30 protein-coding genes are annotated in these 24,719 nt (G+C 33.1%); 18 read left to right on the top strand and 12 right to left on the bottom strand.

Annotation, left to right across the window (positions count from 1 at the left end):
• Nucleotides 1-3 precede the first annotated feature (3 nt).
• Nucleotides 4-1,017, bottom strand: a complete 1,014-nt coding sequence (locus GB234_RS00215) for an alpha/beta hydrolase (RefSeq protein WP_308645048.1) — start codon at nt 1,015-1,017, stop codon at nt 4-6.
• Between the two features lie 8 nt (nt 1,018-1,025).
• Between GB234_RS00215 and GB234_RS00210 the strand changes: the two genes are divergently transcribed.
• Entirely contained in the window at nt 1,026-1,976 is a 951-nt protein-coding gene (locus GB234_RS00210; RefSeq protein WP_151892496.1) for a hypothetical protein, read from the top strand.
• Nucleotides 1,977-1,980: 4 nt separating this feature from the next.
• Here the strand turns inward: GB234_RS00210 and GB234_RS00205 are convergent, their stop codons facing one another.
• Nucleotides 1,981-3,486, bottom strand: coding sequence for a hypothetical protein (locus GB234_RS00205; protein ID WP_151892495.1), 1,506 nt, complete (start codon nt 3,484-3,486; stop codon nt 1,981-1,983).
• 460 nt (nt 3,487-3,946) lie between these two features.
• Nucleotides 3,947-4,081: a hypothetical protein gene (locus tag GB234_RS15240; RefSeq protein WP_262714097.1), complete on the bottom strand. Its 135-nt coding sequence runs from the start codon at nt 4,079-4,081 to the stop codon at nt 3,947-3,949.
• A 511-nt stretch (nt 4,082-4,592) separates the two neighbouring features.
• Between GB234_RS15240 and GB234_RS00200 the strand changes: the two genes are divergently transcribed.
• A complete protein-coding gene (locus tag GB234_RS00200) occupies nt 4,593-4,877 on the top strand; it encodes a DUF2188 domain-containing protein (RefSeq protein ID WP_151892494.1) in 285 nt (94 codons plus the stop codon).
• A gap of 60 nt (nt 4,878-4,937) precedes the next feature.
• Here GB234_RS00200 and GB234_RS00195 read toward each other — a convergent pair whose 3' ends face one another.
• The 4 genes from GB234_RS00195 to GB234_RS00190 all read right to left on the bottom strand — a co-directional run bounded on the left by GB234_RS00195 (nt 4,938) and on the right by GB234_RS00190 (nt 6,170).
• Nucleotides 4,938-5,147 (bottom strand): hypothetical protein, encoded by a 210-nt coding sequence (locus GB234_RS00195; RefSeq protein ID WP_172966817.1) that lies wholly within the window; start codon nt 5,145-5,147, stop codon nt 4,938-4,940.
• Nucleotides 5,148-5,211: 64 nt separating this feature from the next.
• Nucleotides 5,212-5,352: a hypothetical protein gene (locus GB234_RS15005; protein WP_172966816.1), complete on the bottom strand. Its 141-nt coding sequence runs from the start codon at nt 5,350-5,352 to the stop codon at nt 5,212-5,214.
• A gap of 75 nt (nt 5,353-5,427) precedes the next feature.
• Nucleotides 5,428-5,583, bottom strand: a complete 156-nt coding sequence (locus GB234_RS15000; protein ID WP_172966815.1) for a hypothetical protein — start codon at nt 5,581-5,583, stop codon at nt 5,428-5,430.
• A gap of 188 nt (nt 5,584-5,771) precedes the next feature.
• Nucleotides 5,772-6,170: a DUF1573 domain-containing protein gene (locus GB234_RS00190; protein WP_151892492.1), complete on the bottom strand. Its 399-nt coding sequence runs from the start codon at nt 6,168-6,170 to the stop codon at nt 5,772-5,774.
• 347 nt (nt 6,171-6,517) lie between these two features.
• On the opposite strand from GB234_RS00190, the gene hppD reads away from it, so the two are divergent.
• On the top strand, nt 6,518-7,681 hold the full coding sequence (gene hppD, locus GB234_RS00185; protein ID WP_151892491.1) for a 4-hydroxyphenylpyruvate dioxygenase: 1,164 nt from the start codon (nt 6,518-6,520) through the stop codon (nt 7,679-7,681).
• Nucleotides 7,682-7,796: 115 nt separating this feature from the next.
• Nucleotides 7,797-8,354 carry a nitroreductase family protein gene (locus GB234_RS00180; protein WP_151892490.1) on the top strand — a complete coding sequence of 186 codons (558 nt, stop codon included), beginning with the start codon at nt 7,797-7,799 and terminating at the stop codon, nt 8,352-8,354.
• A gap of 22 nt (nt 8,355-8,376) precedes the next feature.
• Here the strand turns inward: GB234_RS00180 and GB234_RS00175 are convergent, their stop codons facing one another.
• Nucleotides 8,377-8,877: a DUF456 domain-containing protein gene (locus tag GB234_RS00175; protein WP_151892489.1), complete on the bottom strand. Its 501-nt coding sequence runs from the start codon at nt 8,875-8,877 to the stop codon at nt 8,377-8,379.
• 178 nt (nt 8,878-9,055) lie between these two features.
• Here GB234_RS00175 and GB234_RS00170 point away from each other — a divergent pair, with 178 nt between their 5' ends.
• Genes GB234_RS00170 through GB234_RS00155 form a run of 4 tightly spaced genes read left to right on the top strand, consistent with a single transcriptional unit; the run spans nt 9,056 to nt 12,533 of the window.
• Nucleotides 9,056-9,421 carry a BlaI/MecI/CopY family transcriptional regulator gene (locus GB234_RS00170; RefSeq protein WP_151892488.1) on the top strand — a complete coding sequence of 122 codons (366 nt, stop codon included), beginning with the start codon at nt 9,056-9,058 and terminating at the stop codon, nt 9,419-9,421.
• Between the two features lies 1 nt (nt 9,422).
• Nucleotides 9,423-10,832 carry a M56 family metallopeptidase gene (locus GB234_RS00165; protein ID WP_151892487.1) on the top strand — a complete coding sequence of 470 codons (1,410 nt, stop codon included), beginning with the start codon at nt 9,423-9,425 and terminating at the stop codon, nt 10,830-10,832.
• Entirely contained in the window at nt 10,822-12,000 is a 1,179-nt protein-coding gene (locus GB234_RS00160) for a tetratricopeptide repeat protein (RefSeq protein WP_151892486.1), read from the top strand. The genes GB234_RS00165 and GB234_RS00160 overlap by 11 nt, the downstream gene beginning before the upstream one ends.
• 50 nt (nt 12,001-12,050) lie before the next feature.
• Nucleotides 12,051-12,533 (top strand): hypothetical protein, encoded by a 483-nt coding sequence (locus GB234_RS00155; RefSeq protein WP_151892485.1) that lies wholly within the window; start codon nt 12,051-12,053, stop codon nt 12,531-12,533.
• Here GB234_RS00155 and GB234_RS00150 read toward each other — a convergent pair.
• The 3 genes from GB234_RS00150 to GB234_RS00140 all read right to left on the bottom strand — a co-directional run bounded on the left by GB234_RS00150 (nt 12,530) and on the right by GB234_RS00140 (nt 15,583).
• Nucleotides 12,530-13,423 carry a hypothetical protein gene (locus GB234_RS00150; RefSeq protein WP_151892484.1) on the bottom strand — a complete coding sequence of 298 codons (894 nt, stop codon included), beginning with the start codon at nt 13,421-13,423 and terminating at the stop codon, nt 12,530-12,532. The two genes, GB234_RS00155 and GB234_RS00150, sit on opposite strands and share 4 nt — an antisense overlap.
• Nucleotides 13,424-13,496: 73 nt before the next feature.
• On the bottom strand, nt 13,497-14,630 hold the full coding sequence (locus GB234_RS00145; protein WP_151892483.1) for a glycosyltransferase: 1,134 nt from the start codon (nt 14,628-14,630) through the stop codon (nt 13,497-13,499).
• Nucleotides 14,627-15,583: a hypothetical protein gene (locus GB234_RS00140; protein ID WP_151892482.1), complete on the bottom strand. Its 957-nt coding sequence runs from the start codon at nt 15,581-15,583 to the stop codon at nt 14,627-14,629. Before GB234_RS00140 ends, GB234_RS00145 begins: the two co-directional genes overlap by 4 nt.
• Nucleotides 15,584-15,738: 155 nt before the next feature.
• On the opposite strand from GB234_RS00140, the gene ruvC reads away from it, so the two are divergent.
• Genes ruvC through GB234_RS00090 form a run of 10 tightly spaced genes read left to right on the top strand, consistent with a single transcriptional unit; the run spans nt 15,739 to nt 24,231 of the window.
• Complete coding sequence (gene ruvC / locus GB234_RS00135) at nt 15,739-16,317, top strand: crossover junction endodeoxyribonuclease RuvC (protein WP_151892481.1); 579 nt, start codon at nt 15,739-15,741, stop codon at nt 16,315-16,317.
• A gap of 60 nt (nt 16,318-16,377) precedes the next feature.
• The gene (hemW, locus tag GB234_RS00130) at nt 16,378-17,538 is read left to right on the top strand and encodes a radical SAM family heme chaperone HemW (protein ID WP_151892480.1); all 1,161 of its coding nucleotides are present in this window, start codon (nt 16,378-16,380) and stop codon (nt 17,536-17,538) included.
• A 44-nt stretch (nt 17,539-17,582) separates the two neighbouring features.
• Nucleotides 17,583-18,329, top strand: coding sequence for a cyclase family protein (locus tag GB234_RS00125; protein ID WP_151892479.1), 747 nt, complete (start codon nt 17,583-17,585; stop codon nt 18,327-18,329).
• Nucleotides 18,330-18,350: 21 nt separating this feature from the next.
• Nucleotides 18,351-18,701 carry a DUF4260 domain-containing protein gene (locus tag GB234_RS00120; RefSeq protein ID WP_151892478.1) on the top strand — a complete coding sequence of 117 codons (351 nt, stop codon included), beginning with the start codon at nt 18,351-18,353 and terminating at the stop codon, nt 18,699-18,701.
• Between the two features lie 5 nt (nt 18,702-18,706).
• A complete protein-coding gene (locus GB234_RS00115) occupies nt 18,707-19,336 on the top strand; it encodes a DUF4230 domain-containing protein (RefSeq protein ID WP_151892477.1) in 630 nt (209 codons plus the stop codon).
• Nucleotides 19,323-20,297, top strand: a complete 975-nt coding sequence (locus GB234_RS00110; protein ID WP_151892476.1) for a transglutaminase domain-containing protein — start codon at nt 19,323-19,325, stop codon at nt 20,295-20,297. Before GB234_RS00115 ends, GB234_RS00110 begins: the two co-directional genes overlap by 14 nt.
• 9 nt (nt 20,298-20,306) lie before the next feature.
• Nucleotides 20,307-20,666: an MmcQ/YjbR family DNA-binding protein gene (locus GB234_RS00105; RefSeq protein WP_151892475.1), complete on the top strand. Its 360-nt coding sequence runs from the start codon at nt 20,307-20,309 to the stop codon at nt 20,664-20,666.
• Nucleotides 20,663-22,438, top strand: coding sequence for a MutS-related protein (locus tag GB234_RS00100; RefSeq protein WP_151892474.1), 1,776 nt, complete (start codon nt 20,663-20,665; stop codon nt 22,436-22,438). Before GB234_RS00105 ends, GB234_RS00100 begins: the two co-directional genes overlap by 4 nt.
• The gene (locus GB234_RS00095) at nt 22,439-23,434 is read left to right on the top strand and encodes a metal-dependent hydrolase (RefSeq protein WP_151892473.1); all 996 of its coding nucleotides are present in this window, start codon (nt 22,439-22,441) and stop codon (nt 23,432-23,434) included.
• Between the two features lie 35 nt (nt 23,435-23,469).
• A complete protein-coding gene (locus GB234_RS00090) occupies nt 23,470-24,231 on the top strand; it encodes a T9SS type A sorting domain-containing protein (RefSeq protein WP_151892472.1) in 762 nt (253 codons plus the stop codon).
• 44 nt (nt 24,232-24,275) lie between these two features.
• Here GB234_RS00090 and GB234_RS00085 read toward each other — a convergent pair whose 3' ends face one another.
• The gene (locus tag GB234_RS00085; protein WP_151892471.1) at nt 24,276-24,710 is read right to left on the bottom strand and encodes a YybH family protein; all 435 of its coding nucleotides are present in this window, start codon (nt 24,708-24,710) and stop codon (nt 24,276-24,278) included.
• Nucleotides 24,711-24,719 lie beyond the last annotated feature (9 nt).

The following is a 24,719-nucleotide window of genomic DNA, read 5'->3' as shown; positions in this document are numbered from 1 at the left end:
ACTTTAATTCTTTTTTACTACGCCCATAAACGCTACAATTTCATCATATCGCTTACTCCAAGGCCAAAAGTATTGCAATACCATGGGCACGTGTTTTTTCTTCAGAATTTGGGGTTGTACCGCTGGTTGAAAATTGTGCAATTCTTCGAGAAAACGCGCATTTGCAGTTTTGATAGATTGGTATGTTTTACTTCCTAAATAAATTTTAAATGGTGGGCTCGTTTTAGAAAGAAAATAAACTGGAGAAGCATCCTGCCATTTTGCTGGCTCATTAGTCCACGTGGTGAGGTAGTCATCTGTAGTTGTAGGAGGATTGTTTTCAAGATAATGCTTCATGTCTAACGCCGCGGCATCATTTAAAATTATTCCTGAAATACTCGCTGGATCAATCCCATATTTAGGGTTTAACGTTGCAAGCGCCACTAAATGTCCACCAGCCGAATGTCCCGTTAAATAAATACGACTAGGGTCACCACCATAATCGGCAATGTTATTTTGTGTCCATTTGATAGCTTCGGCAATTTGACGTGCCATGGTATCATAATTTGCTTGTGGGCTCAAGGTATAATTAGGCAATACGCTCACCACATCATGTTTTACAAAATTGCGGCCAAGAAAACCGTAGATGTCCTTGCTACCAGTATTCCAGTTTCCGCCGTACACAAAAATGAGCACGGGTTTTTTTACACTTTTATTTTCTTCGGAAATGTTGCGGGAATTAAAAACGTTTAGCTTCGGGATTTCTCCGTCTGTTTTAATTTTAAGTTCGGGAGTGTTTAGGTATGAAATATCTGCATGTTTTTTAACGGCGCAGCTTGTAAATGAAATGATAAAAAACAGAACTCCTAATAATTTAAACATCATGTATAATGGATTTAATATTTCGGCTTTATGCCTACTAATAATACGATAAAGATAAGCGCTTGGTTTGGAGAGTTCTGTTAAGATGATGGTAAGGTTTGAGATTGTAGTTGATGGTTTATGAGTATCTTTAAGCACTATTGAAATCCCAAACATTTTTATTTATGAAGATTTTTTCTGCCGTTGCTTTACTAGTGTTATTTGTTTTTTCTAGTTGTAATGAAATTGATCCCAAAGGAGAGAAGGAGGTCAAGAGCTTTGTGCAACAATGGAACGCCAATCACACAGTTTTACGTGCGCCTTACTTGAAGCAGCAGTATATGGATGAGGTAGATTATTATGATGAAAAGCGCACAAAGGAACAAGTGGCGCTGGATAAAAAACTGTTGTTTGAGCAATTTCCAGACTACGCCCAGACCATTGTAAATGGAGAAATAACAGTTGTAAAAGAGGCTGGAAATTATTTAGCTACGTTTATAAACAGCGTTACTTATAATGGTGTAACAGCAAATTATCCTTCTTTTTTAGCGGTGAGTTTTAAAAATGGAGAATTCAGAATTTTACGAGAGGGCGTAACGCCAGATGCAGTTAATCTAGACGCGCCTATATTTCCTAAAAATAGAATGAATAATGCCCAACTCATTAAAAGCCCACGACTTTACGGCGACTTTAACGGTGATGAATTATCTGACTATGCGTTTGTAGAATCGCCAGTAATTAGTTCAAATACTGCTACCGCTAATCAAAATACTGAAACAGTTTTTTGCGAGGGTGTGTGCACAAGTATCATACGTTTTAGTAATTCAACGCTCAAATCTATAAATGTTGAAAACGCTTATAAATCACAACTTGAAAACCTAAGAGACCTCAATGGTGATGGCGCTGACGAAATAGGTTTTTGGAGTTTTAAAGACAACTCAAAGAGTCTCTACATTTACGACGTGGCAAACAGTAAACTCATTACTCCGCCACTTGTAATTAATACCGCTATTCACAAAAAAATAAAGCTTATAGACGTTATCAAAAAAACGGGACCTAGTAAGATTACTGTTACTGAGAGTGTCAACGTAGATGGTAAATGGAAATTGGTGAGTAGGGTTGTGGGGGTGGAGTGAGTTTTTATTTAAAATTTATAGGCAAACCTACTCCAATCCCAAAACGGAGATCGTCATCTTTTCCATTTGGACTCAAGCTTAAATCTGTTCGGTCGATAAAACCCTGAACAGTAATAATTGGTGAATCCTTTTTAGCATTTTTAATATCAAATAAAAGACCAATTCGCATGGGAGAAATTTCTTTGTCATCAATGTTTTTTGAACTGCTAAAATTTATAAATTGATATCCAAAACTTCCAAAGACTCCTACGGGAAGAGGAAATGGATAGTAATATAAGTCTATTGAAAATGTACTGCCTATGCCATATTCATAAGTAGCATCGCCAATATATGCTTCATTATCATTGGTAAAAATTATTGGGTTTCCAGACACATCGTTACCCAACGAGCTGCTAAGGTTGAGAGTGCTGTTTCTAAATGATGATATATTTGATGCTCTATTAGCCCCACCTGTTAAACGGCAAAAAACTTTATCTGGTAAAATTGAGATATGTTGGTAACTGCCTCTCTCATAATTAAAATTAAAAGAACCCGTTATTCCATAAATATCTCCAGTTTCATTATCAAACATCTTTGAGAATGCAAGACTCTCATCTAGTGTAAATCGTTTAAAGCTTTCGCGTTGATAATAAGGAGTCAGTCCTACAAAAATCATTTGTGTACTAGTCCATTTTGCTTCGGCATCTTTACTTTCAAGTGCAATGATTTCATTTTCTAATTTCTCCATGATATAATTTTGTTGTTCAATGTAATCTGAAATCAATTTTTCATCACGGTACAAATCTGTTATTTCTAAAGGGTTTTTAGCTATAGCGTTAGTTGTCCCAGTTGGGATTATATTGGGCAATATAACTCGACTGTTTTTTTTAGCTTGATAATCTTTAGGGTCAAACATGCTTTTTGATAATACCTTCATTGCTTCATACCCCTTTACGTGTTGGTCATTTATATATCTTTTTGATATTGTGAGTAATTTAGTTTCAACTTTTTCTTGTCTTACAATGTCAGTTTTTGCCAACGATGGGATTGTAGTTGTTATAATTGATTTGAGCGTATCATATTTTGCAATTGCTTTTACTACTAATTGTAATGTCGCTAATTTGGTTTTGGTTTCTTCAATGGGTGATTTTGCATTATACCCAGATTTAGACCAAACATTCCTGAATAAGTTAAAACTTATTTTTCCTTGCTCACTTCCATTTTGCTCATCAAAAAAATACACTCCGTTGCTCGCTGCCAAATCAGCTTCAAGAGTTAGCACCCCCACTTTACCAGTAAAAAGGACACCACTTAGCTTAAGGTTGCTGCCTTTTTCATTGAGCTCTAAACTTAAACCTTGTTGTGGCGAATTTTCACCTAAAATTAAATAACTAAAGTCTTTTGTTATTTTTTTGTTGAAAGCCTGCCTACTTACCAACCCTTTTTTTTGTTCTATGGTGACTTGAGATATTACGGGTATATTGATAAACAGTAACAAGAAACTTATTTTGATGTATTTTAAATAATGCATAATGTAAATACTTTGGTTAGTAGTTATAAATTTAATAGTATAGCCAACATAAAAATATACCCATTAAAGGGTATATTTAGTTTGTAACTAATTGAAATTTATTAATTTATAATACATCTTTTCAAGTCTAATTTGTGAATTTTTAAATATTAAACAATAACAAGAACTTATGTTAAGTTTTACAATTAATACCACCCCACCACATTTCCGAAGCCACAAAAAACAATGTTCGCTCCCATTCGAAATCCTATATTTAAATAAACCCAAATAACTAGACATATACGTGAGCAATACCTTAAGTGAAGACCGAAAAATGAAACAACAACTTATAAAACAAAAATTTGTTAAATTCAATCAAGCAAAATATTTGCAATTTAAAAAACCCTAAAACAAAAAAAAATGCTTTCAAACCATGAAAATTAATCCATGTTTTGAAAGCATTTAATACTTAAGTAAATTGTTACTCTTCTTCGTTTTGTCCTTTAATAGGTTCTTTTCTATTCTCTTTTGAGTTTGGTTTCCCTTTATCTCCTAGACCTTCGGCATGAGGAATAGGGTGTTTTGATTGCGTGTCTTTATAATTTGGCTTTTCCATAACGTATAGTTTTTTATTAGTAAAATGTTTGATGTGTAATTCTATTACAAGCTATTAAATATCCATGCTACTTAATTGAATGCTAACATTATTTAACAATAAAGTGTTGGTAAATAGTTAAAATAGGGAGGTTGTTGTTGATTAAAAAAATCGTTTAGCTAGACAAGTTTTAAATATAATAACTACAATTATTTTTATAAATTATAGTCACCCCACCACATTTCTGAAGCCACACAAAAAAACATTGCTTGCTCCCACTCGAAAAGCTATATTTGGAAGAAACCAAAATATATTTAGTAGTAACTAAAAATACTTTAGAGCAAACCTGTTCAAAAAAGCAGATAAACTGCGTAAAATTTTAATGCATCGGAGTACGAACACGTTGTGCTTGGGCTTAAATTTTCAAAATCCTTATGATAAATCATATCAAAAAATATATGAAAGATTAATAATAGTTTTAATAAAAATTTTTGAGTTAAAAAATATGTTTAATCTGTATTATAAACCCCCAATGGCAAAAAACATAAAACAATCCTCTTGGAAAACTATCATTCTTGAACTTATAGAAACCATCTTAGAAAGCTTAAATAAAAGAAAACGCACTTGGCATCAACATGTGGTTCCATTTGAAGATGACTGGGCAGTACGACGGGAAGGAAATAAACGCATTACATCAAAACATAGAAAACAAAGCACAGCAATAAATAAAGCAAAAATTATTGCTAAAAGAAAAAAAGCAGATGTTATTATCCATAGAGCAGATGGAACAATAAGAGAACGTATTAACTATGATTAGAACATTGAAAAAATCAAATTAACCCCATAAAAAAACCAACTCAATTGAGTTGGTTTTTTATTATTTTTTATAAGGAGATTTTTTAACCTTACCTTCTTTGCTATAACCAGCAGGGTCGTTTGATTCTGGTACTTTTTTAGGATCTTCGCTTGTAGGCTCAGTATCTTCAGGTTTACTATTGGGCTCGCCAGGATAATCCTGATTTTTAATCTGCTGTTCGTTCTTTTTATCTTTATCTAGCATAGGTGTTTTTTTATCTTTTGCGCTCATATAAAATTTCCGCATGAGCGGAAATGGTATTAAAACTTACCGAAACAAGTTTAGTTAATATTAATTATTGAACCCTAGTAGCTTTGTCTTTATCTCCGTACTGGTTTTGGTGCTTCTCTTTTTGAGGTCCTTTCTCAGTTTTAGGATTTAAACTTTCGGCTTTATCAGGTGTGTTTTCTTTTTTAATTTGTTCTTTCTTATCCATAATTATTACCCATATTATGGGAGTTTTATTTTGTAGCTAATGCTTCTAATCTAAGCATATAAGCTATATTAATAGTTAGGCATTATCTCTAGGCTGGTGTTGTTCTCTGCGTTGTTCCACCTGATTGTTAATTTCGCGGCCATCTGCTTCATTTGCTTTTTTATTTATGGCACTATCTTTTTTACTTGTAGTTTCTTCTTTTTGTCCAGGTATTTTTTTTGAATCGTCCATAGTGTAGTTTTTTGATTATTTAAATATCGGGAACTGTTCCCAAATTAAATTTAGTTATAGAAAAAGGAACAATGAAGAATATTAGCAAACCTTAACAGCAAACGTTAAACAATTGTAAAAAAAAATCGGTTATAAGTAATGAACTTAAAACCGATTTATTATTTTATTTCTGAGTGCTTATACTCACATTATTTTGTCGCGAGTCCTCCAAAGTTTAATACAATAGGTCTTTCTTTAACATTCGTTTTTATGTATAGGGTTTCTTTAAAACTTCCCTCACGCGCTGGATTAAATTTTAAAGTCATAGATGCTTTTTTTCCAGGAGCTACCTCTTTAGGCATTTCAATAATTAAACAATGACAAGAGGATGTGCTATTTTCAATAACTAGCGGCTCAGTACCATCATTTATAAACTCAAAACTTTTAGTGGTTGTTTTTCCTATAGCTGCATCTCCCATAGTAAATACGTGCTTCCCTAAATTCATCCTTGGTCCTTCTTTAGGTTCAAATGGAGATTCCATCATTTCTTGTGCATGCATCCCAACACAAGCTATTAAAGCAAATAATAATATGTAAATTTTTTTCATAGCATTTTATCTTTAATATAAAGTTACTTGAAATAGAGAGGCTTGGATACGTTACTGCGTATATTCTTACGAAAAACAGTTATTTGTAGGAATAGAGCCTAGGTGTATACACGTATAAAGTTAAAATAAATGCTTAAATGTAAATTGAAAACAATTATAGCGATTAATTTATATTTCCGAAGTACTTAAAATATCATTACATAATTTTACGTTCGCATTGTAATTTAAAAATTCCGATATTTGTATCAAGAAAGTGACTTTGTGATGCCTATACAACAATAAAACTGTTTTCTTCGGAAATTTTAATGCATCATAATAATCGAGTCACTCGCCTAAAACTACAAATTATGGCAGCAGAAATTAAAAATTTAAAAGATTTACAAAACACAGAGTACGGCTTAAAAAAGCTCTTTAGTGATGCCGAAGATTTTCTTCCGCTCTTAGGGACAGATTATGTGGAGCTTTATGTAGGGAATGCAAAACAAGCAGCACATTTTTACAAGACTGCTTTTGGATTTCAAAGTGAAGCATATGCAGGATTAGAGACGGGATTGAAAGACCGTGTGTCGTACGTTATTAAACAAGATAAAATTAAGCTTGTTTTGACAACGCCGCTTACTAAAGATGGCCCTATTAATGATCATATAAACTTACATGGCGATGCCGCAAAAGTAATTGCATTATGGGTTGATGACGCAGCGAGTGCTTTTGAAGAAACTACAAAAAGAGGTGCAAAACCATTTTTAGAGCCTACAAGAGAAGAGGATGGTGATGGCTATATTATTAAATCTGGTATTTACACGTACGGCGAAACGGTACACATGTTCATCGAGCGAAAAAACTACAACGGTATTTTCCTTCCAGGATTTACAAAATGGGAATCTCACTACAATCCAGAACCAGTAGGCCTAAAATTTATTGATCACATTGTAGGTAACGTAGGTTGGGATGAAATGAATACATGGTGTAAGTTTTATGCTGAGGTAATGGGCTTTGCACAGATAATTAGTTTTGCAGATGATGACATTGCAACAGATTATACGGCACTCATGAGTAAAGTGATGAGTAATGGTAATGGTCGTATCAAATTCCCAATCAACGAGCCAGCAAAAGGAAAGAAAAAATCTCAAATTGAAGAATATTTAGATTTTTACAATGGTCCGGGAGTGCAGCATTTAGCATTAGCGACAGATGATATTGTTGCAACAGTATCACAAATGAGAGATAGGGGTGTAGAGTTTTTATATGTACCAGATACCTATTATGATGATATTTTAGAACGTGTAGGCGATATTGATGAAGATGTTGAAGTGCTTAAAAAACATGGAATTTTAATCGACCGAGACGAAGAAGGCTATTTGTTGCAACTTTTTACAAACAACATCCTTGACAGACCCACAATGTTCATTGAAGTCATTCAAAGAAAAGGAGCACAATCCTTTGGAGTAGGTAATTTTAAAGCATTATTCGAAGCTATTGAAAGACAACAAGCAAGACGCGGAACGCTTTAACTATTTAATTTAAAGTAAAAGACAAACCTCTCCAATTTTCAATAATTGGAGAGGTTTCTTTATTTTTATAATCACCCTACTTACAATTTTTAATAAAAAAAATAGTATTATTAATATGATTCAACAACTTATAAAATCTCGTCGTTCTGTATTTCCAGAACAATATAATGATGCTCCAATTACAAAAGAAGAGTTACATCAAATACTAGAATCAGCAAACTGGGCGCCAACGCATAAGCGCACAGAGCCATGGCGATTTAAAGTATTACAAGGTGTGTCAAAAGAGGCGTTAGGTAATTTTCTTGCTGAAACATTTAAAAAAACAAGTTCTAAATTTTCAGAATTTAAATACAATAAAATAAAAGATAAATGCTTAAAAAGCAGCGTTGTAATAGTTATTTGTATGGAGCGTGATCCTCAAGAACGCATTCCAGAATGGGAAGAAGTTGCTGCAACAGCGATGGCAGTTCAAAATATGTGGCTTACAGCACATTCTTTAAATATAGGTGGTTATTGGAGTAGTCCAGGCATGATTCAATATATGGATCAGTTTTTTGATTTGAAGGAAAAAGAGCAGTGTTTGGGTTTTTTCTACATGGGAAAATTTGATGGCAAACTTGAGGATGGAAATAGAAATTCAGGGATTGAAGAGAAGGTAGTCTGGATGGAATAGTTTTAATTAATATGTATTCGTCTTAAAAAAGTGCTTCCCTAAATTCAAATACTTTATAAATAAACAGTCCAAGATACACCAGCGTAGCCATAAACTTCATAAATGTTGAAGCGATAAACCCCATAAAAGAACCAAAAGCAGCCCTTAATGCTATATTGCTTTGAGTTTTGTTAAAGACAACCTCGCCTACAAATGCACCTGCAAATGGACCTACTAAAATTCCAAAAGGGATAGGAGCAATTACCCCTACAAGAAGTCCTATTGTTGTTCCGTAAATGCCAGCTTTGCTACCACCATATTTTTTAGTTCCAACAGCAGGAATTACATAGTCTAAAATATAAAGTATGATTGCAACAATGCCAGTTATAGTTATAAATGTCCAATCAAAGTCAATTTTAGGGGAGAGGTAAAGTGCCACTAAACCTAACCAACTCACAGGTACACCAGGTAATACAGGTAAAAAACTGCCAATAATACCCACTAGCATTAAAATAAGTCCAAGGACCACAAAAAGAATATCCATAATTAATGGTTAAATACTTTAATAAGACTTCCTAAATATTAAAATGTTACATTTTATAACTAAAAAATTAGTTTAACTAAAAATTTAGTTGTAAGTTTGATTTCAGAAATAAGATAATTATCAACTTGATTTTGTTTAAAAACATTCATAATCAAGTATATATATAAACTAATAATCCATGAATAGTAAACAACTTACAAAAGCCGAAGAAGATATTATGCAAATCCTTTGGGAGTTAGGAGAGGGAAATGTCGCAGCAATTGTGGCGCAATTTGATGAGCCCAAGCCTGCAACAAACACAGTTTCTACAATTGTAAGAATTTTAGAGAACAAGGAGTTTGTAAATTATAGAAAAGAGGGAAGAGGGCATATTTATTTTCCTATTGTAAAAAAAGAGGTGTATAGTAATCAATCTATCAACAAATTAGTTGATGGTTATTTTCAAGGTTCCTTTAAAAGTATGGTTTCTTTTTTTATGAAGAAAAATGATATTTCGGTAAAAGAGATGGAAGCAATCATGAACGAAGTAAATAAAGAAAAATAGTATGATACATTATATTTTACAGGTTGTCGCTTTTCAGCTACTGTTTCTTGTAGCGTATGATTTGTTCCTTAAAAAGGAGACATTTCATAATTTAAATAGATGGTATTTATTGGGTACACCTATTGCGAGTTTTATACTTCCGTTAATTAGTGTTTCGAGTATTAGGGAACAAATTCCCACAGCGTATGTGGTTGAGTTACCTGCAGTTATTATTGGTGATGTAACATCGGCTAACGGACTTGCAAATACATTTGCATCAGGATATTTGGATTTGTTTTTATTTTGGAAAATAGGCGCTGCTATTGCACTTTGCTTATTTATTATAAAACTGGTTAAGCTTTTTAAACTTAGGTCCCAAGGAGTAGTTTCTAAAATGGATGGTTTTCAATTAGTTGAGCTGCATAATTCAACTACAGCATTTTCATTCTTAAAAACAATTTATTTAGGGTCTAATATTTCCGAAGTGCAGAAAGAGAGCATACTATTACACGAACTTGAACACGTTAAAGGCAACCATTCTTTAGATTTGCTTTATTTTGAAATTATCAAAATTATTTTTTGGTTCAATCCATTGAGCTACACCTATCAAAGTAGAATGCGCACGTTACAAGAGTTTATAGCAGACGAAAAAGTAATTACAATTCAATCCAAAAGCCAGTATTATCAAAGCCTTTTATCACAGGTTTTTGGCACCGAAAATATTTCATTCATCAATACATTTTTCAATCATTCATTAATCAAAAAACGAATAATCATGTTACAAAAATCAAAATCAAAAAACATTGTACAGTTAAAGTATTTAGTGTTAATCCCGCTAGTATTTGGAATGTTAATTTATACTTCTTGCTCAGGTCAATCCAGTGAAGAAGGATATAATACTGCTAATTTTGGCTCAGAGTCAAACAGTGAAATAATACAGAATATAGACAGGCTTACCGAATCTATCGCTAAAAATGGGGGTTTAACTGCAGAGGAAGAACGTGCATTAGCAGCGTTTACAGTTTTAACATCACCTCAAGGAGTTGATCATCCAGATTTTGATAGTGATAACGAATTTCTAGAAATCCCCTTTGGAGTTATAGAAAAAGTTCCAACATATCCAGGATGTTCAGGAACAAATGAGGAATTAAAGTCCTGTATTCAAAAAAATATAATGTCTTTCGTTGTTAAAAATTATAATGTAGATGTCGCTCCTAAAGAGCTAAGTGGTTTACAACAAATATATGTTCAATTTAAAATTGATGCACAAGGGCAAGTATCTAATGTAAAAGCAAGAGCTCCCCATTCTTCGCTTAAAGAGGAAGCAATTAGAGTGGTTTCAAGTTTACCAACTATGCAAGCAGGAGAACAAAGTGGCAAAAAAGTAAGTGTGCTTTACTCATTACCTATAAATTTTAAGATTGAAGAATAATACCTATTTCATACTACTTTTATGCAGTCTAATTTTTATTAGCACTCACGCCCAGAAATCAAATATTGATGCTGGGCGTGATGTTGCTTTATATTCTCAAAGTGGCGATAGTCTTTTTGAATTAGGGGATTACAGTCGTGCAATTATAGAATATCAAAATGCAGAAATAGATGCGAATGTTCATTTCAAAATAGCAAAAAGTTATGAGGCGCTAGGTTTCTCAAAAGAGGCGATAACACATTTTAAAATGGCACTTGAAAAAGATGCAAGTAACGTACTTATTCAATATAATTATGGTAAGTTGCTGTATTCCCTCGGAAATATAAAACAAGCAAACCCCGTCTTCGCAGCATTGGCAGAGAATAATGCAGAAAATCCAAACTACCCCTATTACCAAGGTTTATTAGCCGAAAAAGAAAATGATACCCTTGCAATCCCTTTTTATTTATCAGCGCTTAAAGATGACCCAAATCATCTTAACACTGTGTACAGACTCGCAAAAATACTAACCGAAAAAAGAAAATTTAACCAAGCAAAACTATACATAACTCAAGGTTTAAAAGCAGATGAGAAAAGTAGTAAGTTTTTAATTTTGAAAGCTCTCTCAGCATTTTATCAAGATGAATTTCATGATGCGATCACAAGTTTTAATAAGCTTATCGAACTGGGCGAGGGCACTGAACAATTTTTAGAAAAACTAGCCATTAGTTATGCAAAAACATATCAATATCAATTAGCGGTAAATACTTTTGAAAAGCTCATAAAAGAATATGATCCCAAAAATGCCTCATATTTTTATAATCTAGGAAAATGTTTAATGGGAATTGAACAATATGAAAAAGGAAGATTAAATATAGAAATGGCAATAGCATTGCGAACCCCTTCTTTAGATAGTGAATATGTTTCAATAGCTGCAAGCTACAACCGTGAGAAAAATTACAAAAAGACTATTGAATATTTAAACAAAGCAATAAAAGAAAATCCTTTTAATCAATATGCCCAATACCAATTAGCAATAGCGGCAGATAATTATTATGAGGACGACAGTGAGGTGCTCAAGCTCTATGAGCAGTATATTTTAAATTTTGACAAAGAAGGAGATTTTTATCAACTTGCCTTTACACGTGCTAATGATTTAAAACAAAAAATCCATTTGAGTAAGGAATAATTGTCTAGTTAAAATTGTGTATTTTTCAAGTTCCATTTTGGTTACTAAAAATGAAATACACAGTTTTCTTATTCATCATTATTATTGCAACATCTTGCAACTATTTTGAGACTGAAAAAATCACTTCGGAAACTTTTTACACAGAGGAAATTAAAACTATAGATTTTAAAGACGTTGACACATTTCCTGTTTTTAAAAGTTGTGAGAATAGTACCGAAAAAGAAGCTTCAAAGCAATGCTTTATTAGCGCATTAAGTGATACCGTTACTGGCGCACTTCTAGACCGCAATCTAGTAGCAATGCAAGATCTTGATGAAACAATTGCTGTGTCTTTTCAAGTTTCTGCAAAAGGAATTATAGCAATACAGCATATTGAAATAGACAGTCTCGCCGCCTTAGAATTTCCGAAGTTAAAAGAATGGATTTCACAGCGCCTTGATTCAATGACGCTCATAGCTCCCGCCTATAAAAGGGGGATTCCAGTGACTACTGAGTTTACATTGCCTATTAATTTGAGTACGGGGAATAATTAAAAAATAAATTTATACCCCAAGGTTACATCAAGTGGAAACTCATCATTTTTTTCTAATCCTACGGCAACTAGGTCGTTTAGAGACAGCGTGAGGTAACCATTACCTAGTTTGTAATCTGCACCTAACCCTAAACCACCAATGGCATCAATAGTTCCTCCGCTAGTGTCAACAATAACCGTGGTGCTCTCACCAGGATTTCCTGCAACGGGTGTTATTACAGTTCTTTCATTTTTGATGTAAGAATACTCAGCTACTTTTATGTTTGCAAAAAGATCTAACGTTTCAGATTTAATAAATTTAAAACGGTAGTTGAATGAAACTTGTGAAGCAGAATATGCGTGATCATCTGCATCTAGAGTTTGCTTAAATCTAAAAACAAGAGAATGTCTTTTTAGTTTATTTGGGTCTAATACTTCGTATTCTATCCCTAATGCTGTGTGACTTGCGTTTGTAGGGTTAGCAGTATATGCAGCATTATTAACTCCTACAAAAGCACCCAATCTATGTTGTAGTTTTATGGGTTCGTTGTAAGAGTAGTTTGTATCTTCACCTGCATTGTAGCTGTTAAAAAAATTGCGTAACGAACCTAATGTAAGTTTTGTATCCTTAACTCTTGATGCATCCCAGCCAGTTTGCTGTTGTAAAACTACTTTGTATTCTTCATTATAATCACCGTTTGAGTAGGTATTAGTAAGTTCTGTTATAGCTGTTCCCTTTTGAGAAAAGAAGCGATATTCTCCTTCAATTGTATTCCATAAAAGGGTGATGGTGCCTTCTGCCTCAGTGTTGAGTTTGTATTGCTTACCATCAATTGTATATTGTTTTTGAGCAAAAACAGCACTCACAACTAGTAAAAATAGTACTGTGAAAAAGGGACGTAGGATTTTCATTATTTGTAGGATTTGGATTATAAAGGTACAGATTTTTTAGAATTCAACCTTTAGCTAGTTTTCTTCTCAATATTTAAAAATCTCTACCCTTCCAGTTGTATCTCCCTTTAATAGAGCCAACGACAACAATCATTGTAGTAAATGGATAAATAATAGCACTTTTTACTACGGAAATGAATCCCAGTCGTATTCCAAAAAAAGAAGCCGATTGATAAAGTGCAATCGCGTCAAGGATTAATTTGAGTATAAAATAAATAAGCACATGCCACAGTATTGAGAGGTTGAAAACACTCCATAAAACACCAATAATAATAGCTGCATTAGCTAAAAAAACCAAAAGTCCGATTCCTTGTGAAAATTGATTTTTTACCTTGCTCGTTTTTGAAGCCCAACGTACCCGTTGATTAATTACACTTTTCCAGTTTTTTTCGGGTTGGGTAAATACAATAGCATTCTTGACTCTTAAAAATTTGACACCGTTTATATTACTCTTTTTTGCTTTTTCTAGCATAAAAATATCATCGCCACTAGCAATATTGGTATTACCTTCAAAGCCATTGAGGCTCTCAAACAAAGTTACCCTATACGCCATATTTGCACCATTTGCCATTATGGGTTTTGAGTATCCAAAGCTTCCCATTCCTACCCATTGCAAACTCAATGCGTCTAGTTGTTGAAACTTATTTAAAAAGCTATTGTTGCTGCTATATGCAATTGGTCCACAAATGAGTGATGGATGCTTTTTATCTATAAATTGTGCATAAGTTTCTAGCCAATATTGTGGTACTATACAATCAGCATCAGTAGTGATTATCCACTCATTTTTTGCTTTTGAAACCGCGAGGGTAATGGCATCTTTTTTTGGAGATTTTGATACGTTTTTATTCGTTAAAATTTGGTAGTCAATCGTAGGGTCAATACTTGTATTTATAACAAAAATGGAATCATCACTAGAAGCATCATCAATAAATATAATTTCAAAAGATGATTTTGGGAATTTGAGTTTATTAATACTTTGAAGCAACGGCAAAATGCGGTGTTGTTCATTTCTAAAAGGAATTACTATGGAAAATTTAATAGTTGGAATTTGCGATGTTTGATCATTTCTTAAAGCATCTTGAAACTTTTTTAGTTTAATATTTCCGAAGTACAGAAGAAGTATTAATAATGTATATAAACAGCCTATTATGAGTAATGCAATGCTCATGCGATTGTATGTTTATAACGTGCAACAAAATAACTGCCTAACACGGCTGGGATTATGGTATTAAGTACCCACATGGCTAATACAGTGGCGAGGACAATAACTTCATCAACACCTATTATAGAAAATAACCACACAGCTACGCCTCCTCTTACCACCACATCAAAAATAAACACTGAAGGGAGAATGGATACCAATAAGTACATTGCGAAAATGAAAAATATGGTTAGATGTAATGAAATTTCAGCTCCAAAAAAACATAATAAATAGTAAAATAAATAGCTGAAAAGTACATATCTAATTACTGAAAACACCATAACTTTTATTTTTATACTAGTATCAATAATACCATAGTAGCGCCACACATTTGCGATAGAAAAACCTTTTATGAGCAATTCTCTCTCTTTAAATAAATAGACTAAAAATGCAAATAACAGAGCGACTATGCTTAAGAGAATGAGTGTGGTTGTTTGCAATTTTAAATCATAATTTAAAACAATGAATAAAATTCCTATTGTTCCAAAAATACAAGTAACAGCCATCTGTGAGCCACTGACTAAAAAATTGAGTAAAAGAATTTTTTTTCGCTTATCTGCGGCGTAAAAATATGCCTTTGCTCCATAATCGCCTATTCTATTTGGTGTAGTAAGCGACACCGTTAAAGCTGAAAGGCTTTCTTTTAAAGCTCGTAAATATGAAATGTGTTGTAAGTGAGATATGGCTATTTTCCATTTTGAAATCTCGAAAAACCAATTGCCTAAGACTAAAATAAAAATTAGAATTAGTTGTCGCGTTAAATCTTGTGTGGTATTTTGAAATGGTGACTTTAAAATGGTAATTACAGATGCATTAGTCTCAGCGAGTTTTATGTATATGTATATAAATGTTGCTCCAAGTATTAATACTTTTAGTGCAACGAGTAGATATTGTTTAGCTTTGTGAGAAAGTGAAAACATATTGCTACGAAAGTATTAAAAAGTATTCTAAAGATTAAATAATCATTTTTATTTTGGGATGATATAAATTAGAATTAGCATGCCTGTTTGAGCGCAATCGAAACCCCCTTTAAACGATATGTTTAAAAATCCAACTATTTTTTTAAAATTGAATAATGTCCATAAATAAAACAGAAAGAATCATATTAGGCATTGACCCAGGAACTACAATTATGGGTTTTGGGTTGATTCGCGTAGTGGGTAAAAAAATGGAATTTTTACAATTAAATGAACTTCAATTATCAAAATATGATGATCATTATAAGAGGTTAAAATTAATTTTTGAACGCACTATTGAATTAATAGACACGTTTCATCCAGATGAGATTGCAATTGAGGCTCCTTTTTTTGGTAAAAATGTGCAATCCATGTTAAAACTTGGTAGGGCACAAGGAGTTGCAATGGCCGCGGGGCTTTCTAGAGAGATTACAATTACAGAATACTCGCCAAAAAAGATAAAAATGGCAATTACTGGAAGCGGAAATGCGAGTAAAGAGCAAGTGGCAAAAATGCTATTGAACACGCTAGAGGGACTTAAAAAGTTACCTAAAAACTTAGATAGTACAGACGGGCTCGCAGCTGCTGTATGTCATTTTTATAATACAAATAGAGTTGCGGCAACTGGTAAAAGTTATTCAGGTTGGGCGTCTTTTGTAAAGCAAAACGAGAAAAGAATTGAAGGAGGAAAAAAATAGGTCGTTTAAGTATTCAGTAAATAAACTGCAAACTTTAACTGCTACTATAAACTAAAAAAAATGGCCGGAATATACATTCATATCCCTTTTTGTAAACAAGCGTGTCACTATTGCGATTTTCATTTTTCTACTTCTCTGCATAAGCGAGATCAAATGGTGGCGGCAATTTGTAAAGAATTAGAACTTCGGAAAAGCGAAATGGTTGAAACTGTTCAGACTATTTATTTTGGTGGAGGAACACCATCCTTGTTAACAATCGAAGAATTAAAAACTATTCTTGATACAGTTTATAATCAATTTCATATTTCCGAAGCACCCGAAATTACGTTAGAGGCAAACCCAGACGATATAATATTTAATGAGCCTATCGATGGACAATCACAAATTAATATTTTTGAAGCATATAAAAACATAGGGATTAACCGCCTTTCCATTGGTGTACAATCTTTTTTTGAAGAAGATCTAAAATTAATGAACCGCGCTCATAATGCAACCGAGGCTTTAGCATGTATTAATAAAGCAAAGGAGCATTTTGATAATATAAGTATTGACTTGATTTATGGGATTCCAAAAATGACACGCGAACGTTGGTTAGAAAATATAAAGATTGCTCTAGCATTAGATATTCCTCATTTATCCTGCTATGCATTGACTGTAGAGCCTAAAACAGCACTCGAGAATTTTATTAAAAAAGGGATTGTTCCTCCTGTGGAAGATGATGTGGCGCAGGAACATCACAAGTTATTATTAGAATATACAGAAGCTTCTGGGTATGATAATTATGAGTTTTCAAATTTTTGCAAACCTGGTTGGGAGTCACAAAATAACACTGCATACTGGCAAGGAAAACCTTATTTGGGCATTGGTCCTTCTGCGCATAGTTATGATGGAAATGCAAGGAGCTGGAATATTAATAATAACCCACTTTACATAAAAAAAATTACAACGGGCGAACTTCCAATGGAGCGTGAATCACTTTCTAAAACAGATAAGTATAATGAATATGTGATGACACGATTGCGCACAAAAAATGGTGTCTCTTTTACTGAAATTTCTAAAAATTTCGGCACAAAGTATCTTGAGTATTTAGAGCTCCAAATGAAGGAACATATAACATCTAATTTCCTTATAATTGATGGAGAAAATTTGAAAGTGACTAAAAAAGGGAAGTTTTTAAGTGATGGGATTGCTTCAGACTTATTTTTATTAAATTTAGAATAAAATTATTGCTTAAATAAGCATTACACATTATCTCATTAAAACTATTGAAAGCAACTATCACTTTACACGCAACGCGAAAAGCAATTGATTTATCAAAACCTATTGATTTATCAATCACGTTAAAAAACTCAGATAAAAATCCGTTAGCCTGGTATTTGGAAAAACCAAAAATTTCTCCTGTACAATTAGATGATTGGGTAGGGAGTGTTGAAGCTGGAGCTTCTGTAAATTTTAATAATATAGCATTTAATCCGCACGCTCATGGAACGCATACGGAGTGTTATGGTCATATAACAAAGGAGTTTTATTCCATAAATGATGCATTGAAAACCTTTTTCTTTATGGCCGAAGTTATTACAGTTGCCCCTGAGAATAGGGAAGGTGATCTTGTAATTTCAGAAGCGCAATTAAAAGAAAGGTTGCACGGTACTACTCCGCAAGCCGTTGTAATTAGAACATTGCCTAATACAATTTCAAAAAAAAGCCGAAAATATTCTAATACAAATTGGGCATATCTGCACAAAGATGCTGCGACGTACCTTCGTAAAATAGGTGTGTTGCATTTACTTATAGATTTGCCAAGTATAGATAAGGAAAAGGATGATGGAGCTTTGTTAGCGCATAAAGCATTTTGGGATGTTCCAAAAGCACCAAGAAAAAAGGCTACAATAACAGAGTTTATTTATGTTCCTAATAGTGTTAAAGATGGAAGTTATGTTCTTAATTTGCAAATAGCTTCTTTTGAAAATGATGCCTCTCCAAGTAAACCAATACTTTATAAACCACTGTAATCGTTTAATTTTCACATTAAAATGAAATCAATATTAAAAGCAGAAGAGTTTGCATTATTTATTTTAGGTATTGTTTTGTTTTCATTTTTGCACATGAGTTGGTGGTGGTTTCCCGTATTATTACTTTTGCCAGATGTAGGTATGTTAGGATATTTATTTGATTCAAAAGTAGGAGCATTTTTCTACAATCTTTTTCATCATCGTGCAGTTGCTGTCATCTTATTGCTAATAGGATATTTTAATGACGTTCATGGCATGCTTTTAGCCGGAGTCATTATGTTTTCGCATATTGCATTTGATAGAATGCTAGGTTATGGACTCAAATACCCAAGCAGTTTCAAAAACACTCATTTAGGCGAAATAGGCAAATAATAAATATGGAATTACTTTTTATAGGACTCGCAATTGGCTCCATCATCGCATATGTTATTTTTCTTAGGTTTAACAATTTGCGTAGAAAAGGAAAAACCTCTTCGCAAAGTGTCATCTTAATGGAAAAAATTAGGAGCGTTTGCAAGTTCATTACCGTAGAGGGTGATTTTTCTGAAATTTATCACTACGAAAATGTACAACAAAAATGGCTTAATTTACTTTTGGGAAAAAAGAAAGCCCTTGTTCTTATTGAAGCTAGAGCATATGTAGGGTATGATTTAACCCAAATTAAAATGCAAGCAAACGAAGAAACAAAAACGATTATTATTAACGAGTTTCCAAAACCGCAGTTACTTTCTATCGAAACAGATTTTAAATACTATGATAAGAAAGAAGGCTGGGCAAATCCCTTTACGGCAGAAGACCTTACAGAGATTAACAATGAAGCAAAACAGCATATTGTAGATAAAATACCTAGTAGCGGCCTCTTTGATGAAGCTTCAAAACAGGCGCTAGACACCATAAATTTAATTTCACAGCTAGCTAGTACAATTAACTGGAAAGTTGACCATACAGCGTTGCATATTCCTGAAAGTGCAAAAAAAATTAGTGCATCAAAAAATGAGTTATTATAGTATGACTTCGGAAATAAAACGCGTAAAGTTTTTGCTGCTGTTTGTTGCCACAGCTTTTTCATGGTCTGTTTATTCTCAAAATAACGATCAAGTAGATGCAACGATACAATTATACCCAACGACGGTAGATTCGGCAGAGGTGTTATCAACATTTATAACAAGAGACTTCACTTCCGAAGAAGATAAAGTACGTGCAATTTATACGTGGCTTATAAATAATGTTGCCTACGATCCTTCAGAATATAAGAACTTCAATTACAGTTTTAAAAATTATAGAGAGCGTAATAAAAAAGAAGAAAAGTCGAGAAAGCAAATTATTAAAAGGACGTTACAAACAGGGAAAGCTGTTTGTGAAGGATATGCTATGGTTTTTGAAAAACTTTGTCAGCTGCAAGGCATTGACAACTATCTTGTAAGAGGTGATACAAAGACTAGTTTTACAGATATAGGAAGACCATTTGCAAATAATCATATGTGGAATGTTGCTGTAATTAACGGAACATCTTTTCTTTTTGATGCAACCTGGGGAGCTGGAAAATTTATAGGTTCTTTTATTAAAGAGCCCACATATAAATATTATAAGGCAGCACCTAAAAAACTTATTAATACTCATTATCCTGCTTTCTTTGAAGATGCCTTTGTAGAGACTGAGATAACAAAAGAAATGTTCTCAAATAGACCTATAATAATAGGAGGTTTTCTAGAAATAGATGATATTATTGAACCTGCAAGTGGTACTATTCAAGAAATGTTAATTGATAACGGAATAATAGAAATCGTTGTGGGAGCAACAGTTGATGCAATAAGCTATAGTTATGGCGAAGAAATAAAGATGGTTGCAGAAACAGAACATACAACTTTTGATAATCAAACAACATTTAAAATTCCATTAGAATTGGGAGTGAAAACCTTATTAGTATATTTTAATGGAAAGCCTGCTTTAGGTTATAGGATTAATTAAAATAATATAATGCACGTAGAAGATTTTAGAGCATATTGTTTGACTAAAAAAGGAGTGACAGAGTCTTTTCCTTTTGATGAAAACACACTTGTTTTCAAAGTAATGGGAAAAATGTTTGCCCTCTGTGGTCTTAACAGATTACCTACTCAAGTAAATCTTAAATGTGACCCAGAACGTGCCATAGAATTACGTGAAGAATATGATGGTCTTATTGTTCCAGGCTATCATATGAGCAAAATTCACTGGAATAGTATTCTTATTCAAGATAATGTGCCACAGCCTTTAATTATAGAGTTGATTGACCACTCTTATGAGTTAGTAATAAAAACTCTCACTAAAAAATTGCAAGCAGAGCTTGCAGCACTATGAAAGAAAAACAACAAAATTTTTATAAAAAAACAATTGAGGAAAATACAACGACCTTAAATAAATTAAAGAAAAAATTGCTTCTTTCAAGTATTTTGAGGCTTGTTATTTTTTTAATAATTGGGGTAGGTGTATACGTATCTTTTGGGAATGCAAAACTTGTATTAGCGATTATAGGAGGAGGAATAGTGCTTTTTCTTTTTTTAGTTTCAAGACATTCAGATTTACAATATCGTGCTTCGGTATTACGGCAGCTTATCGCACAAAACGAAATTGAACTTAAGGTATTAGCATATAATTTTCATCAATTACCTGACGGTATAAAATACAAAAACCCACTACATTATTATAGTGAGGATATTGACCTTTTTGGGGTTGGATCCTTTTATCAATACTGCAATCGAACGTCATTAGAGAGTGGAAGTGATGCACTGGCATCCTATTTATTAAGTAATAACATTGATAATCTAGAAGGCAAACAAGAGGCGGTTTTGCAACTTAGTCAAATGCCACATTGGCGTCAACGATTCTCGGCGATTGCATCTTTAGTGAAAGTTGAAACATCTGCGGCAACAGTTCATAAATGGATTACTAATTATAAAAAATTTATTCCTTCATGGGCACCAATCATTTCTACAATTTTCTCATTGATTTCGGCAATAATGATTGCGCTGTATTATTTTGAGATTATTCCAGGACTAGCTTTGTTTTTTTGGTTTTTAATTGGGTTAGGTATTTCAGCAATTTATGTGCGTAAAGTAAATGAGCTTTCTTCGCATACAGGTAAAATACAAAGTACTTTTGAGCAATTTTACAAGCTGCTCTTAGAAATTGAAAATGCAAAATTTAATGCACCTTTGCTGTTAGAAAAACAAGCCTTGGTTAATGAAGAAAAACGTAAAGCATCTACATTGTTAAAACAATTTTCTTCTCATTTAAACGGGCTAGACCAACGCTCTAATATGCTTATTGGCGTATTGTTAAATGGATTTATGTTGCGCGATTTAAAGCAAAGTTATAATATTGAGAAGTGGATAGAGAATCACTCAAAAAAAGTTGTTAGTTGGTTTGAGGTTATTTCTTTTTTTGATGCATACAACAGTTTAGGAAATTATCATTTTAATCATCCCACCCACATATTTCCGAAGGTATTAAAAGAAGGTATTGTATTAGACTCTAAAGATTCTAATCATCCTCTATTACACCCAGAAACTGCTGTTTCAAATAATTTAAATATTGGCGAAGGTGAATTTTTTATAGTTACAGGGGCTAACATGGCAGGGAAAAGTACTTTTTTACGCAATGTAGGATTACAAATAGTAATGGCAAACATAGGACTTCCCATTTGCGCAACTAACGCAAATTATACGCCAATTAAATTAATAACGAGTATGCGTACCACAGATAATTTAACAGAGGATACATCGTATTTCTTTGGAGAATTAAAACGTCTCAAATTAATTGTCGATGCTATTAAATCTGAGCGTTATTTTATTATCCTTGACGAAATTTTAAAAGGAACAAACAGTACAGACAAAGCCATTGGCTCACGCAAATTTGTAGAAAAGCTTGTGCGAAGTAATGCCACAGGAATCATTGCAACACACGATTTGAGCTTATGCGAAGCAGCAGATGATTTCAAAGAAATTGAAAATTATTATTTTGATGCACGTATAGAAAATGATGAACTCTATTTTGATTATATGCTTAAAAAAGGAATTTGTCAAAATATGAATGCTTCATTTTTACTAAAAAAAATGCAGATAGTTGATTAGATGGATTCATTAACCCAAATCGTATTAGGTGCAGCTGTTGGCGAAGCTGTATTAGGAAAAAAAGTAGGTAACAAAGCAATGCTTTACGGCGCAATTGCAGGCACCATTCCAGACCTCGATGTCATTGCACGCTTTTTTGTCGATACTGTTACAGCGCTTGAAATCCATCGTGGATTTTCTCATTCCATTTTATTTTCAATTCTTTTTGCTCCTGTTTTTGGGTGGCTAGTTTCGCGATGGGAACATACAGCTAGCTGGCGGCAATGGTCTTGGCTTTTCTTCTTTGGGTTTATTACGCACCCATTGCTTGACGCCCATACTACATGGGGGACACAATTATTTTGGCCTTTTGACTTACGATTAGCGTACAAAAATATATTTGTCATTGACCCATTATACACACTGCCATTTTTAGTGTTTTTAATCTTGGCAATGCTTCGGAAACGTAACGACCCCAAGCGCCGTTATTTTAATTCCCTTGGTTTGTGGGTGAGTAGTATTTATTTATGCATCACGTTGCTTTTAAAAGGAATCACTTATTTTAAATTTCAACAAGCTTTAAAGGATCAAGGGATTCAGTACATAGAATTAGAAACAAAACCAGCACCCCTTAATACCATTATATGGACAGCAAATGTGGAAACAAAAGACGCCTATTTAATCGCAAATTATTCTTTGTTTGATACTAAACCTATTACTTTTTCTAAGCATCATAAAAATCACCACTTACTTGGCGACCTTGCCAATAATAATAAAATAAAACGGCTGGTAAACCTTACTAATGGATGGTATATCATTCAAGAAAAGGAAGGTAAATTATTTTTTAACGATTTACGTTTTGGACAATTGTCAGTAGATACCGCTGCTAAAGATTATGTGTTTAGTTACAAACTAAAACAAACGGGTGATGGATTATACATTTCAGAAAACAAAAAACGCCCAGAAGATGGGAAGAAGCTACTAGTTGATTTGTGGCAACGATTGAAAGGGAATTAGTTTTTTATTAGTAGCTTTATGTAAATCTAATTGTTATGAAAAAATTTTACTTATTGATTGGTTTGTTTCTTTTCTCAGTATCAAGTGTAGTTGCACAATATGAGTGTAATAATTTGGCATATACGTATTATTTAAAACAGATAAATGCTGGTGGTATTAATCAATGGATATTTTATAATGATGAGGTTACAAACGTAACATTAACCTGCCCCGACGATGGCAATGGTGATTTTAATTTTGTTACTACATTTTGTAAAACGGGAAGAGCAAATGTTGTCTCAAATGGAAATGGAACAGTTTCATTTCTTAACCAAGAATTTCTACTCGATGGTGACTCATGTGTTCAAGATGATAACCCAGCATTTGAAGATGCATTCTATTCATTTTTTACAGATGATTTGAATGATGAGTTTACTTTTCAATATGGATGGATTCATGGAGGCGAACCTCCTGGGCCAGAATTCATAAATTTTCTGTACATCTATAATTCATCAAACGAATACGTTTATTTTGAAGATTACCCTAATGGACTTTTGGATGTTAACAATAACACACTTCATTCAATTTCAATATCTCCAAACCCTGCCGAGGACTTAGTGACTATTGCACACGATAATTTTGAATCAACTGTTTCTCAAATTTCCATAATTAACATACAAGGTACATTAATTACTACATATGAAGCAGATGATAATTTTAGCCAAGTAGATGTTTCACTATTAGAAACTGGCATCTATTTTCTTATTATTGAAACTAACGAAGGCAATAATTTTATTGAAAGATTTGTCAAAAAATAATTTTATAGGCTAATTAAATTTAGCAAACACAATATTTTAATCACTTAAGAGCTCATATCTGCTACAATTTTCCATTCCCCGTTTATTTTTTTGAAGACAATCATAAAATTGCCATTAGCGTCGCCTATTTTTCTTTTCAAAAAATAACGCCCCATAACCCAGTAGCTATTTGTTTCAATTTGCGAGATATCATCTATTGTAAAATTTAAGGTGCCACTGTGTTCTTTAGTAGGATACCCTTTAATGTAGTTGTCTAATGTTTGCTGCCATCCTTTTGTTAAACCACGGCTTCCATAAAATTTGAGCGAATCACTTTTCCAATACCCTTGCATAAAGCCTTTAAGATCGTTTTGACTCCACGCAACTTCTTGGTATTTCATCACTTCTAAGATAGCAGCTTTATCTTGTTTGGGTGTTGTTTTTTGTGCAGCACAGCTTGTGAAAAATGCAATGCAGCAAATAAATAGTATGTTTTTCATATTCGTTTT

It is taken from the genome of Patiriisocius marinistellae (assembly GCF_009014635.1).
Taxonomy (GTDB): Bacteria; Bacteroidota; Bacteroidia; order Flavobacteriales; family Flavobacteriaceae; genus Patiriisocius; species Patiriisocius marinistellae.
This window is presented reverse-complemented; position numbering and strand designations above follow the sequence as displayed.